The 14,609-nt window shown below is 53.6% G+C and carries 7 protein-coding genes; 1 reads left to right on the top strand and 6 read right to left on the bottom strand.

Annotated features, from left to right (window positions below):
* The first annotated feature begins 94 nt into the window (after positions 1-94).
* Positions 95-1,663, top strand: coding sequence for a BBP7 family outer membrane beta-barrel protein (locus Poly24_RS08760; RefSeq protein WP_145093433.1), 1,569 nt, complete (start codon positions 95-97; stop codon positions 1,661-1,663).
* A gap of 150 nt (positions 1,664-1,813) precedes the next feature.
* Here the strand turns inward: Poly24_RS08760 and Poly24_RS08765 are convergent, their stop codons facing one another.
* From Poly24_RS08765 to Poly24_RS08790, 6 genes are all read right to left on the bottom strand, one after another.
* Entirely contained in the window at positions 1,814-2,236 is a 423-nt protein-coding gene (locus tag Poly24_RS08765; protein WP_231753540.1) for an ASCH domain-containing protein, read from the bottom strand.
* 180 nt (positions 2,237-2,416) lie between these two features.
* Positions 2,417-4,723, bottom strand: coding sequence for an FHA domain-containing protein (locus Poly24_RS08770; protein WP_145093439.1), 2,307 nt, complete (start codon positions 4,721-4,723; stop codon positions 2,417-2,419).
* Positions 4,720-5,553 carry an FHA domain-containing protein gene (locus tag Poly24_RS08775; protein ID WP_145093442.1) on the bottom strand — a complete coding sequence of 278 codons (834 nt, stop codon included), beginning with the start codon at positions 5,551-5,553 and terminating at the stop codon, positions 4,720-4,722. The genes Poly24_RS08770 and Poly24_RS08775 overlap by 4 nt, the downstream gene beginning before the upstream one ends.
* Before the next feature lie 26 nt (positions 5,554-5,579).
* Positions 5,580-8,726 carry a protein kinase domain-containing protein gene (locus Poly24_RS08780; protein WP_197452432.1) on the bottom strand — a complete coding sequence of 1,049 codons (3,147 nt, stop codon included), beginning with the start codon at positions 8,724-8,726 and terminating at the stop codon, positions 5,580-5,582.
* Between the two features lie 107 nt (positions 8,727-8,833).
* On the bottom strand, positions 8,834-10,438 hold the full coding sequence (locus Poly24_RS08785) for an NPCBM/NEW2 domain-containing protein (RefSeq protein ID WP_145093448.1): 1,605 nt from the start codon (positions 10,436-10,438) through the stop codon (positions 8,834-8,836).
* A 53-nt stretch (positions 10,439-10,491) separates the two neighbouring features.
* Positions 10,492-14,238 (bottom strand): family 16 glycoside hydrolase, encoded by a 3,747-nt coding sequence (locus tag Poly24_RS08790; protein ID WP_145093451.1) that lies wholly within the window; start codon positions 14,236-14,238, stop codon positions 10,492-10,494.
* Between the last annotated feature and the right edge of the window lie 371 nt (positions 14,239-14,609).

Raw genomic sequence — 14,609 nt, forward strand, 5'->3', positions numbered from 1 at the left:
TGACCCCTGGGTTCGAAATATCGGATGATCCCGTCGCTTCCAGGAAACTTGAGCAATTCGCTCGATTTTCTTCGGAATCGTTGGGAGTCATCCGTTGTTCGCTCGCGTTGTTATTCTGATCGCTTTATGCTGCGTCCCCGCTGCGTCGCTTGTCGTTGGACAAGAGACAGCCGGTCCGTCGTGGCGTTTTCGCTTTCCCGAATCCAACGGTGCCGAGACGTCGAGCCAATCGCAAACCGATCGCGTCGATGTCGCTTCGCTCCCACCGAAGCCCGCGTACAAAAAGCCGTCGCGGATCCAAGTCCCCTCGCTGGCCGATTCTCAGATCGTGATCCCCAGTGAAGCGTCGAGTCCATCGGACAATCGAGATTTGGCGGACCGAAATTTCGAAGACGAACTGCAAGAGAACGAAGCGGCGGAGCGGATTGCCGATGCGCGATTGGCGGCCAATGGCGACCAGGATCCGTATGCCATCCTGCCGACGGCGTTTCGAAATCAGATCACCAACTTTGGCGGAACGTTTAGCACCTGGTTACCCTTCCGCCGCACCGGCCGCTTTTGGGTCAACCCCGACTATTTATATTGGTCCGCCGAAGGGATGCGCACTCCCGCCCTGGTCACCTCCAGCCCTTCGGGGACGCCGCAAAACGAAGCCGCCTTTTTGGGCGGCACCGGAACGACGGTGCTGTTTGGCCAGCAAGAACTCAACGACGGTTGGCAGAGTGGTTATCGAATCACCGCCGGCTTTGCCTTGGATCCCAACTTGCGATGGCAACTGGAAGGGGATTACTTAAAGATCTTCGACCGCAACGAATCCTTTTCGGCCGCATCGGACGATCAAGTCGCGCCGACCAACATCATCGGCCGGCCGTTCTTCGATCTAATCAACGGTCGCGAAACCGCTCAATTGATCTCCTACGAAAACCTCGTCTCCGGCCGGATCAGCGTCGATGCGGAATCGAAGCTGAGCTCGTTTGGACTCTACGGTCGCGGGGCGACTTGCCCAACGCCGGGGCCCTGCGACGTGATCGCGATCAACAGTCCGCTGAGCATGCAGATCGGTCGGTTCGACGTCTTGTTTGGATATCGATATGCCAACCTGCGAGACAGCCTCTCGTTTTCTGAAGACCTGCGCAGTCTGGACGTTGCCAATCCGGGATCGTTCCAGATTCGGGAGAGCTTCCAAACGAAAAACGAATTCAACGGCATCGAGCTGGGCATGGCTTATCACGGCCGCTGGAATCGATTTACGACCGAACTGGTCGCCAAAGTCGCCGCGGGTAACAACAAACAAACCGTCCAGATCGATGGCTACAGCGACATCGTCGAGGCCGGTTTTCTGGAACGCTTCCCCGGCGGCGTGTTGGCCCAGCGGACGAACATCGGCGAACATAAACGGAACGAATTGGCCGTCCTGCCTCAGCTGACCTTCAATCTCGGCGCTCGCGTGACTCCCTACGTCACCCTTCGCGTCGGATATTCGTTGTTCTATCTGAGCAACGTTGTGCGGGCCGGAGACCAGATCGATACCGATCTGAACCCGAACCTGTTCCCGCCAGAACAAATGCCGCTGGTCACATCGGTCCTGCGTCCGGAATTTGAATTCCGCGAGACCGATTTCTGGGCCCACGGTGCCAATTTTGGTGCCGACTTCCGGTTCTAGTTGCCATTAGGGGAACTCTATCCTTCGCGCAATTGCTGATGGCGCCAACGTGAAATGCTCGCAGGATCGAAATCACAATCCGAAATCGCTTCGATCGCAGGATAGTTCAATCTTACCGCCTTCTGTATGGAATACCGCGCACCACGGCTTTTACGCGAAACTCTTCAGCGTCAAGGGTTGCAAGATGAAGGGTTGCAAGATGAGTGAAACCAAGCGGGCTACGAATGGTTGAACGGCTTCCGTGATTCTTCGACAGATGGCTTTCGATAGGTGCCACTTGAACAGATCGTCCGATGCCGTGCAATCGACGATCTCGACGGTGCCGATGGCAAGTCCTTTATCGAGTTCGCTCCACGGCTTACCGATCAGTTTCTCAATTTCCGCGTCGGTTGCATCCAGTCTCCCTTTGGCGGCGTAGGTATAGATGCTCCCGCGTATCTTGGTTGGATTGGACCGATACCCCTCTGGCTTATCGTCTCGGAAAATCGTCTTCGTCCACGGTTGCCGGAGGCTCAGCGCTTTCAGTTTTCTATGCATGCATACATGCACTCGTGATTTCGCTTGCGGATCCACAATACCAATACGCCGAATCCAGGCCGCTACCCTGAAGGGGCGGGGTAGATCAGACGACGTCCATTGAAGGTCGTGGAGATGGGATTGCTCAGTTCCCGCTATCGGGCAAAGCCTAAGCACCCACAGGTATGCTCCGTCCCGTCTTCACTTGGCGACGGACGGTCGACCAACGCTACGGAATCAGCCGGTTGTTGCGCGACGCGTTCCGATCCATGCGATGGTCAGAAAGACCATCGCATGCACAAAAATTACGACATACGTCGTGAATTGAGCGGGTTCGAAATCCGAAGCAATCCTTTCCGACGTTTGAAGACAGCCCTCGACAGCCTTCTGTCCCCAGAACACCGTTGTCGTCGCCTTGGCGATCCAGAGTGGCAACACGGAAAGTGAGGCCACAACGCCACCCAAGATAATTTGTGGAATCACAACGACGGGCACGATCGCAATTGCGGTCTCTTCGGATTTAGCGGATGCCGAGATCGCCTGCCCCAATAAGGATCCGGTAACCGATAGCAAGCAAAGGGTGCCGAGCATCGCGAGATTGTCGCCGGGGGGATCAAACCAAGCGAGTGTGATTGCGCCCAGTAAAACAGATTGGGCAAATGACAGCCCCGCAAAGAACAAGACCTTCGCCCCCAGGTACGCTTCGAGATTCAGATTGAAATTGCGTTCGCGATGATAGATCATCCGCTCCTGGACTAATTCCTTGACACTCGAATTACATCCTAGCCAAAAGCAACTCACGCTAAGCAGAAACAGCAGGTTGCGCGTAGTTGCCAACCGCTCGGGGACCAGTTTTTCGCTTAGATCCGCAAACTGACCAAAGACTAAACACAGCAGCAGGCCGACCAATAACGGCTGTCCGATCAACGTCGCAACCGCGGGAAGGTCCGCGCGCCAAATTGCAGCGGTGCGTCGAAAGATGGTCGCAAACTGACGCAACCCAATCGATACCGATGCGCGGTAGGTATATTGTCCGGTGCGTAATTCGGAGTCTCGTTTTTGTAATGCCGGTTTGCGGTCAACGACATAGCGACGAAAATATTGGCTGGTCAAGAACCGCGATTCCCACGCTTCGGCTTTTCGTTTCCCGAGCGCCGGATAGATGTCCGCCAACCGGCTCACCTTGAAATACTCGATCGCTTCGGCCGGAGAACCAAAAAACGCCAAGTGCCCACCTACTGTCAGAACAAGAATCAAATCGCAGTGATCGCTGACATGCGCCAGGTTGTGTGTGACACAGACCAGCGTCTTCCCGCTGGCCGCGAGGCGCTCGAACAACTGCATCATCTCCTGGTCGGCCTGTTCGTCCAATCCCGATGTCACTTCATCGAGAAACAGCAAGCTGGGGTCAGAAATGAGTTCGGTGCCGAGTCCGACGCGTTTGAGTTGCCCGCCGCTGAGTTGCGATATCCGAACATCGCGACGTGTCTCTAAGCCTACGGTTTGCAGGATTGCATTGACCGCTTGTTTTAGCTCGCTCTGCTGCAGGTCCGGTGGCAACCGCAACGCTGCTGTAAATAGTAGTGTCTGTTCGACGGTCAGTGTTTCATGCAGTGTTAACGCCTGGGGGATCACACAGAGATCCGTTTTGATCGCTCCAAAATTTTGGTGCAGATCGCGTCCGTTTACATACGTACGGCCTGCGGTCGGTTCGCCACGACCGCTCAACAGACGCAATAGCGTCGATTTTCCCGACCCGCTGGGGCCCACGATACATGCGAATTCGCCTGGATTGAGTACCAAGTCGATGTTGTTCAGTAAGCGTAAGGGTTCGCTGCGACCGCCTCCACGAATCTCAAGCCCCACTCGCTCGGCCACCAATTGAACATTGTTTTTACGAGAGCGACTGACGAACCGCTGGGCACGTAGTTCCAGCGAAAACGGGCCAATGTCGATCACGTCGCCATCGTTCAACAGGCATCTCGACGCGATCTGTTTCCCATTCACGAAGGTCCCGTTGGCACTTCCAACATCTTCGATCCAAATCTGTTGCCCTGAACGAGCCAATTGCGCATGAGCCCGCGACACGTGAGGGTGGTCGAGGCAGAAAACTGCCACTTCGGGATTGCGCCCGATTAGCCCTCCCTCAGCAGCGTCGAAGGTCTCCAACGGGTGAAGCTGTTGAAGAATTTTGGGGACTTGTGCAGCTAAAAGCGTTCCGGCTGGCGTCGAGTCGGATTCCGAAAAGCTGACGACTTGAATCATCGGTCCGGTGTAGCCCAATCGAATCGTATCGCCACTCTTTACCCGCTGCATCGATTCGACCGGCGCTCCGTTGATCAGTGTCTGGTTCGATCGACTGTGATGAATCAATCGCCAGCCATCGTCATCGAACTTCAGTTCTGCGTGGATCGACGAGACCTTGGGGTAACGTGCGCTGTCGAACTGCACTTCGCACTCTTTAGCTCTCCCTAAACAAACGTTCTGCTCTCGAAAATCGAAGACTTGCACCGATCCATCTTCGTGTTGGATATGCAACCTCATGATCGACTTCCGAATTTCAAGCGGAAGCGTTGCTCGCCGATACGAAACTCGCAAGACTTGCCGACGTTCACGACGATTTGAGGCACGCGAAGCCAAATTCCGTTAATCGTGTTTGCGCCTTCGATCACCCAGGTGCCACGCTCGCTGCGCGACAACACGGCATGCACGGTGCGGGTGTAGGGATCGCGGGGACGCTGGATTTCACAATGTTCGCCGCGACCGATCACATACCGCGACCGATCAAGCATCGTCCGCGTCTCGGCACGGCCGGCAATGATCTCCGAAAGGATCACGGCTCCCGGTACATGTTGCCCCTCCAACGCCTTGGTCGATGCCGGCAATAATTCCTCGGGCCCCGCCAAGGCCACCGTTTCCGGCACATCGTCCCGCACGATGTCCATTTTATAGTGGCCACCGCCAATCAGCACTTCCGCTTGGTGCATCAATGGTGCTTTGGTGACGCGAACAAACAATCCATTGCGACTTTGTAGATCGGTCGCGCACAAGCGAACCTGGCCTGCGACCGATTGACGGTGCAGCGCCACGTGCCGCGACGAAATCATTTCGTCATGCGATATCTGCAAATCCCCTTCGGTGCGACCGATCGTGAATCGGTCGCTGCGAATCCGAATCAATTCGCCCGAATCCTTGCCATCATCACAAACGACCAACATCACAACAGGCGGACGCGCCGTGGGACGGAACAATTTTTCGTCGTCGGAACTGCGTTTCTTGCCAGATCCTTGAGCCTGGTGACGAAGTTCGGCCTGCACACGCTGCACTTCTTCGTCAGACTCAAGTTGCGTTGGGGGTGGGACGTCGTCGTTCATGCTGCCTATCGACTGTTGGATCTTGACTAATTCAAAAGCGGGAGCTGTTTGATACGGATCGCCCGGAAAGCGATTTCGCCACCGCGTGCTTGCAGTAGAATGTGTCCGCGCTTTAGGAATTTGATCTCCATCTGCCCTTGGACGTTGGAATCCGAAAGCAATCTCTGCCACTCTGAAGTCGAGGTATCGTACTCGAGCAATTTTTTTCCGTCGAGCCAATGCTCCGCCTTCGGCCCGCTACAAACTATCCGAGTGCTATGCCACACCCCGAGTGAGGTGTTATGGGGCGACTCCGGCGCCGCCACACGCCGAATTGCCCCTGTCGTTAATTCGGGCTTCATGGCATCTGCGAATCCCGACTCATCAATAATTTGATATTCAGTCCCCGCAGACGTCCGCGTGCTTATTTCCCGATAGTAGATTCCGCTGTTTGCGCCCGGGCCAATTTTCCATTCGGCAATCAGTTCAAAGTTTTCATATTCATCCTTCGAAATCGCAAATCCCTTTTCATCATTTGCCACCAAAGTTCCCTCGCGAACTTTGAAGGGGCCGAGCGATTGCCAAGCACTCGTATCGGTACCATCAAACAGCGATACAAATCCGTCTGGCTTGGGCTGAATCGGGGCAACGTCGGCATGTTTTGTTACTGCATCCGTCTTGAATCCGGCAGCGTTCACCTCTTGAGGTTGGCTGCCAAACCATTGGCATATGTAGCCCGGATTTTGTTTTTGCAAAGACTCATTTGGCTGATCGACCCAACGACTTTCCAAACTTGGCCCCGACGGGTAGTTAACAATTAGGAGCATGAAGTCTTCACCTGATCCTAAGTTGTTGGGCTGGTGGGTTCCCCAATTTCGATAACGCAACGAATCGCCGGTGATCCAATTCCAGTCGCCTTCTTTGTGCTCATCGCTTGCGCCTAGCCAAACAGAGTCTAGTCCTGCCGTTCTCGCCATACCGAAGATGAAGTCATTTTCTGCCCGTGAACTTATAACGGCAAGGTTGCCTCCCATCAGCGAACAACGGTTTCTTGCGTCATGCCAACTCAACTTTTCCGGGAATAGCTTGTATCGAGAGCCGTGAAACAAAATTGCATCACTTGGTGGCACTAACTGAGTGTCTGGCCTAAGGGTGAAGGTTCCTGACGCAGCACCGGGTCCGGACCAACGAAAATCAATTCTTGGACCAGCACCATCCTGTGATATTGTCCCCGTATTATCTCCGCCCGCCTTACCAACGATCACGTGAACGTCTTTTGCAAGCCAACTAATTTCGTTGCCTGCAATCTTTCCATGGACTTCACGCCGCAAACCCTGGCCAGCCGAAACCAAAGCTCGGAACGATTCGCCATTCCGAGACAGGATCGTCAACGATGTGGTCAACGACTCATCGACATTTATCCAAGAGCCCCCTGGACTAAAAAGATCATCGAACTTGGCTAATACCGTCCCTGAGGATGTGCCTGGGACTTGAGAGTCAGCATTCGATTTCGTCGCCGGAGCTTCCTTGGCCGCTATGTGTACTGCGGGTGCAACCGAAACAGAGATCATTATCTTGTCGCCTCGGTCGATCGTAACGGTTTCACCAGCAATGCGTGCTCCTCCGGAACGCACTTCGACATGGCGGGTGCCCGGTTTCACGCGGACTGTGGCGGTTTCTTTGCCTTCGTTCCAGCGGAGCCGAATCGATTCTTGATCGACGAAGACTTCTGCATCTGCGGGCAGGTTTTCGATCACAAGCGTGCCTTCGCCAGTCCGAAGCATGAGTACTCCGGCGAGCAAGATCGCTAGAAAGCTGCCTCCGATCGCGATTGCTAATCTGGGCGGCAGCTTGAAACGCCCTGCAGCGTTTCGAGGTCGGTTGGCTGCCAGAATCGACTTGGTGAAGCGGCGATCTTCAACTTTTAGGTCTGCGATACTGGCGGCCACACTTCGCTGTGGAGTTCCCGCCGGAGCGAGCACTGGTGCTATAGTAGGTGATGGTTGTTCGATCGACGTTTCGCGACTGGGCAAGGCAAGATCAAAGTGGGTGTCGATCTTGGCGGGATCCAATTGAATATGGGATTTGACGCTGGCTTTGCCGGCGAACGGCTTCAGTGCTTCGGCAACTTGCTTTGGCGTCGCATAGCGTTCCGACGGATTCTTGGCCATCATCTTGGCGATGATCTCGGAGAGCTCGACAGGAACGTCAAGCCTTGAGAAGCTGATGTAGTCGGCTTCCTGCTGGGCATGCGCCATCAGAATGCTCTGAAACGTCCCGGCGAAAGGAGGCTTGCCCATCAGCAAGTGATACAGCGTGCATCCAAGACTGTAGATGTCCGCGCGGATGTCCGCCTTGGCCGCATTCAACGCTTGCTCGGGGGCCATGTATTCGGGCGTTCCTAACATCGTGCCGTCGACGGTCAACCCTTCGGAATCGCGTTCGCTGCTCGCTTTGGCAAGACCGAAGTCGAGGATCTTGATGCGTAGGTTTCCGTCTTCCTTAAACACCATCACGTTCGAAGGCTTGATGTCGCGGTGAACTGTCTGTTTCGAATTCGCATGTTGCAAAGCTCCAGCAATCTGAAAGGCTAGCGCACAGGCGACAGGAATCGGAACGGGATGGTACTTGCGAATGAACCGATGCAGATCGATTCCTGGAACATACTCCATCGAAAAGACGAGCTGCGTTGGCAGAGGAACCTGCTGGTACGCGGTTGCAATCGCCGGATGATTCAGTTTTCCGATGGCACGCATTTCGTTACGAAAGCGTTGTTTAGCGGAACCCTTCTTGACCAATTGCTCGCTGAGAACCTTCAGTACTTCAACCCGATCCATCGGCACATACTTGGCAAGGTAAACAACCCCCATCCCGCCGCGACCAAGTTCCTTTAGCACCTGGTAATCCCGCGAATCAAGCAGTTCTTGAGGAATCCCATCAGGCTGCACCGCCTCGATCGACTCCGCGGTCTTCTGATCGAAACTTGCATCCGAGCCTGCTGCGCGGCTGGCAACCGCTGCCTGCTTTACCTTTTCTAGAAATCGGTTACTCGAAATCGCCGCAACGCGAGCTTGAAGTTCTAGCGACTTTTCAATCGCCAGCGCCAGCCAGCTTTCTATTTCCGAATCAAGCCGCCCTTCGGCAAACTGTTTCAGCAGTGCGTCGTCGATTCGCGGTAGCTTCGGAGAGACCATCAGTTCGTTCCAGAGTAATATAAAATTCCGATCCGATGGAAAGGTGGCGTGCATGACAACGCTGTTGCGAAATCCGCAAACTTCCGTCTTTGAACGGCCGGTTGCAGCTATTTCGCATACAATCGCGGGTAGCACCAGAAACTTTGGTCGTCTTTGGAGTTACCCATGTCGTTAACCTTTAATTCGATGGATTTTGTGCCAGATGGCAGTTGCACGTCGATTGGAACAACGCCCGCTTGCGGAGTCTGGAGCAGTGGTTTTCCATCGGCCCACACTTCATAACGCACGGAACAACTGACGACGTTGTATCCGACAGCCGTGAACCGCGTCATGCCGTCGGGGACCGCATAGGTCACCGTGGAGGGCGCATGAGCAAACAAATACTCGTCGCAAATTGGCGCGTCGCGATAGTGAATTGGGGGCGCCCAGATGGACTTGTTGTAGGTGATCCTGTTCGCCCCAACTTCCGCAGAGAAGATATTCAATTTTCTTGAAGGCGAATCGAGCTTGTCCTCCGTGATGCGATCCGCTGAGAAACGATGGAAGCGAGGGTAGCACCAATAGGTGTGGTCGTAAATGTGATCGCCAAGCGGATCGACTGCAAGTTCAAGAATCTTTGAATTTGCGGGAAGATCCAATTTGATGATGTCTAAACCCGTCATGCCGGAATCGTAGAGCGCGACACCATCAACAACGACGGAAAATTTGGAGGATCGCAAGCCTTGGTTCACCCCAATGACAGAGAAACTCTTCATCGACCTCGGAATTGCACACTTCACTCGCGAGGGAGCATGAACGGTGTAGTAGTCATCGCAAAAGCGAAACTTTTCTGCGACACGAGGCACACGACGTTCTGCAACATGCCCACCCACTTTGAACGCTTGGTTGACAAAAAAATTTCCCCAACCAACCTTCGGTAGTCCGGCGGTTTCGCCGACTAAGCGAACGAAACCCGAGTGGAGGTCTTGGTTCTTGTCAGCGACCGTGATGAAGTCGGGTGTCACGATGCCTGTCTTCATTTTGATGCGAACCTTGTGAAATACCGTACGACTGTCCCAAGCTCCAATCCAGGGATGACGCATCATGTCGAACCGACCTTCCAGTGAATTGAGCTTCCCCCGCCACTGGATGTAATTTTCCTCGCCGTTGTGGTCGATGCGAAACGTCGCCTCATCGGCTTTGGTCGCGACATTGATGGTGGTGCGATTGCGGTAACCATTGCGTACTGCAGACGGGGATTTTCTCGTTGCGTTCTCCGTATATCCCTTGCCATCAATGCTTGCCACTCCTCCATACCGTCCGGTGAAAGCACTGAAAACCAGATCCATGGTGTGCGAACCGACTGGAAAGCCTATGTGGACTGATTCGGTTCCAGTTTCGCGCGTCCATTCGACTTCCATCTCATAATCGCCGTCGACAATTGCCGGCAGCGGATAGTAATTCCACTGTACCGGCCTTATCGTTACGCCGTTACGCGAAGGCTGGCTTTCGAGTCGTTCGTTGTAATTGCGACCTCGCGACGCCCAGTCGGCGTTCTCGGACCATTCCAGCAGATTTACCCACTGTTGGGGAGGTTGAGCTTTCCCTTCTCCAACGCAAACGCTCACAATGAAACATAGTGCGAGATGTTGTGCATGCCACTTCGCTGCAGTTCGTGAATTGATGGGACCCAAAATACGATGCTCCTGTCGATTTTTTTCCAAAGCGATCAAACTTCATCTCGTCGACCGGCGGTCTTGCGATGCGTGTGGATATAAACATTCAACTAAGGCCATGCAATCTTGCCGACCCCTTGTGTTCCAGGCCTGCCACTGAAGTTCCCAGTAAAAGCAAACGTAATGACACCGTCGATGAAAACGCCACTAGCCTCATATACGGTTGTTCCGTTCGTCTCCGTCCATTGAATCGTATTCCCTTCAATCAGTCCTTCGACGGTTGCCATGTTGGTTCTTTCACGCTGATCGTATTTGTACCCTTCGAACGTTTTGCCCGAACGTTTGTTGATGTGAAGGCTATAGGAAACCGTTTTGCCCTCCCAGAAGCCTTCAATATAAGATCTAGTTCCGTGCAATATGGAGCCTTCCTCCAGGTCGATGAGTTCAGCGGGCTCATGTTTTAATTCCCGGATCCTTACGTCGCGGAATGCAATCTCACCTGAATTGGATTGCAACAAAATATGACCTTGGTTGCGGATTCCGATCTGTTGCTTCTGCGCTTCGGATAATCTGTTGGATTCCAGTAGCTTTAACCACTGTTCGCCTTCCGTCGAATAGAAGGCGGTTGGCCTGCCGTTGAGCCAATGCTGCACCTCCGACCGTCGGCAAACGATGCGAGAAGTGTTCCATTGGCCCACGCGTGTTTTAAGGTCGGTCGATGCTGGTACGACACCGTACAGGCTTCCAGTTTTCTTGTCCTCGGGAACTTCCATGCCATCGAAGATGTCGTCACTAATAGCATACTCGTTTCCAAATTTAACTAGACGCGTTGCGGGCTCTCGATAATAGATGCCACTGTTCGCTCCAGTTCCGATTTTCCAATCCGCGACTAGTTCAAAGTCTCCATATTCCTTTCTTGAAATGGCGTTTCCGCGTTTTCCATTTCCAATAAGCAATCCGTCTCTAAATTCGAACGGTCCAAGTTCCTGCCACGCGTCGGTGTCGGAACCGTCAAACAGTGAAACAAAACCGTCTGGTTTGGTTTGCAAGATGATGTCCTTAAACCTAACCTCCATTGGTACCCATCCATGCAACTGAAGGCCTATCGATCCCTTGGAGCGGAAGTTCGTCAAGTCCTCATCGGTCACTTGACTCATTAGCCATCCATTAATCCAGTGCGTCATCGTACGGCCCTTAGCGACGACTCGATAGTGATTCCAAGCGTCCGGTTTAACAACCTGTGAAAGGGCCTCAGCATCCTGTCGCGTTTTCTCAATCCGTGCGTTGCCGTCAGGATTGATTACGACCTTGTTTGCAACGCTGGCAAGGATCCCACGTCCTTCGGCTTCATAGTTGCTTCCGGATGCTTTTCGCTGGAGGTTGACATCGATTTGGTAACCGAGCGCTATCGGATTCTGGTCCGTTTGTATTGCTCGGTAGATTACGCCAGAGTTCCCGCCGCTTGAAACCTTGCAGTCGAAGGCTAGTTCAAAATCTCCACTAGTTTGAACGTCGGAGAACAAATAGATTCTGTTTTGTGTGAGGGTGTCAGCACTGCATCTTCCAACGATGCAGCCTGATTCCACCGACCAGAATCTCTCGTCTCCTTTCCAGCCTGTTAAATCGACGCCGTTAAACAACGCTGAACCTGTAGCAGCGGCATCCTGACGTGCCGCTTTCAACTGGATGTCAGGGATGATCTTGATCCAGCAAATCCCTATGAAACCATAGATAGCATTGCTTTTGTCAACGATTTCAAGCGTCACGTTCTCACCGCGTAGCGAGGACAGGTCCCACTCAACATCGAACCCCTGGGTTGAGTTTTTTCCGGTAACGCGATTCACGGAAACTTGGTTGTGTAAAAGAGCGATCCAAAGGGTGTCCTGGTTTCTTCCGCCATGGACGTTAAATGATAACGCCTCGGCATACATCGGAACACGGAAGGTCTGGAACATTCGGCCTTTGTTGTGGTCCTTTTGGGTTCCAAATGTCGTTAGTCCTGGCTGCCCATCGTGAGTGAAATTGCGGAACCCAGTCGCGCCCCCTTCAAGGGTCCAGCCGTTCAAGCCATCGGAAAAGTCACCGTTGATGATCCCTTCTACGGAGGGGCTACTATCGATGGGGACCGGAGCTGGTGAAGGCGTCGTTTTCAAGGAGGCGTGGGATTCGGGCTCGATGTCATTCGTCAATGATACAACAATTAGTTTGTTTTCATTACTCTCAATGGAAACCGTTTCGCCCGCGATACGGTTTCCGCCAGAACGCACTTCGACATGACGGGTGCCTGGTTTCACGCGGACGGTGGCAACGTCTTTGCCTTTGTTCCAACTGAGCCGTATCGATTCTTGATCGACTAATACCTCTGAATCTTCGGGCGCGTTTTCTATTACGATTGTGCCTTCGCCAGTTCGAAACATAAACACAGTCGCGAGCAATGCCGCTAGAAAGCTTCCACCGATCGCGATTCCTAATTTGGGTGGCGGCTTGAATCTCCCTGCCGCGCTTCGATGGCGTTTGGCTGACGGAATCGACTTGGTGAAGCGTCGATCTACAACCTTTAGATCGGAAATGCTGGCGGCCACACTTCGCTGTGAATTTCCCGCCGTTGCGAGTACGGGGTCTATCGTGGAGGCTGGTTGTTCGGTCGACGTATCGCGACTGGGCGAGGCAAAATCAAAGTGGGTGTCAATCTTCGCGGGCTCTAACCGCGTCTGGGATTTGATGCTGGCTTTGCCAGCGAACGGCTTCAGTGCTTCGGCAACTTGGTTTGGCGTTGCGTATCGTTTCGACGGATTCTTGGCCATCATCGTGGCGATGATTTCGGAGAGCTCTACAGGTACATCAAGTCGAGTAAAGCTGATGTACTCAGCCTCCTGCTGGGCGTGCGACATCAGGATGCTCTGGAAGTTTCCTACGAAAGGAGGTTTGCCCATCAGCAAGTGATACAGCGTGCAGCCAAGACTGTAGATGTCCGCGCGGATGTCCGCGCCGGCGGCATTCAACGCTTGCTCGGGGGCCATGTATTCGGGCGTTCCCAACATCGTGCCATCGACGGTCAACCCTTCGGAATCGCGTTCGCTGCTCGCTTTGGCAAGACCGAAGTCGAGGATCTTGATGCGTAGGTTTCCGTCTTCCTTAAACACCATCACGTTCGAAGGCTTGATGTCGCGGTGAACTGTCTGTTTCGAATTCGCATGTTGCAATGCTTCAGCGATCTGAAAGGCTAATGCACACGCGACAGGGATCGGGACGGGATGGTACTTGCGAATGAACCGATGCAGATCGATGCCCGGAACATATTCCATCGAAAAGACGAGCTGCGTTGGCAGAGGAACCTGCTGGTACGCGGTTGCAATCGCCGGATGATTCAGTTTTCCGATGGCACGCATTTCGTTGCGAAAACGCTGTTTGGCGACGTCCTTCTTGACCAATTGTTCGCTGAGAACTTTTAATACTTCAACCCGATCCATCGGCACATATTTGGCCAGATAAACAACCCCCATACCGCCACGACCAAGTTCCTTGAAAATCTGGTAGTCTGTGCACTGAGCTAGTTCGATTGGCAGGCCGGCTGGTGGGGCGTTTGAATACGATTTGGACACGCGTTTTTCGCCAACGCAGGGATCACCTTGAGTTGCGCAGGGGGCTGCAGTCTTGGCGGCTTCTACACGCTTTAGAAATCCAGCTCCGGCTATCGTTACAATATGAGCCTGGAGTGCTGGATTGCACTCAATCATCGCAGCAACGCGCAGCTCCGTCGCCGAATCAAGCCGCCCATTGACGAACTCGTTCAGCAACGCTTCGTTGACGATTGCTGCTTGGGAACGAGAACGTTGGCTTGGAGAGTTACCCGACATTGGCCCTCCTGTGGTTGATTTGTGTTATCCCATGTTAGCGTAAGCGTGGGCGGCGAACCATAGGTGACTGCTAAATCTGGAAGACAATTGATTCGTGTCTCGGGTCATGGAAAAATGGTGTGTTTGCGGTCAATTCTTGGCGTTTCTCGAGATTCTCTCGCCGTCGACGAAGTGACCGGCTCTAAGGGGCGCCAGCTGTAGTGAGCTGCGCTACACGCACCTTGGGATCTCTGGTTTTCGCGTCACACGGCGTCTCGCTATTCACTGCAGGGGCACTAGCGTTTGGCGAAAACCTGCGTGAGCTAAAGTTGGTGCATGTCGAACGCAACGTAGGATTACATCAAAAAGTTAGCCAGAACTCGTGTCCGGCG

The organism is Rosistilla carotiformis (assembly GCF_007753095.1).
GTDB classification, from domain to species: Bacteria; Planctomycetota; Planctomycetia; order Pirellulales; family Pirellulaceae; genus Rosistilla; species Rosistilla carotiformis.

Coding starts and splice junctions, on each gene's coding strand:
- Poly24_RS08770 (WP_145093439.1), bottom strand. CDS start 4,723: ATGAGGTTGCATATCCAACACGAAGATGGATCGGTGCAAGTCTTCGAT.
- Poly24_RS08775 (WP_145093442.1), bottom strand. CDS start 5,553: ATGAACGACGACGTCCCACCCCCAACGCAACTTGAGTCTGACGAAGAA.
- Poly24_RS08780 (WP_197452432.1), bottom strand. CDS start 8,726: ATGGTCTCTCCGAAGCTACCGCGAATCGACGACGCACTGCTGAAACAG.
- Poly24_RS08790 (WP_145093451.1), bottom strand. CDS start 14,238: ATGTCGGGTAACTCTCCAAGCCAACGTTCTCGTTCCCAAGCAGCAATC.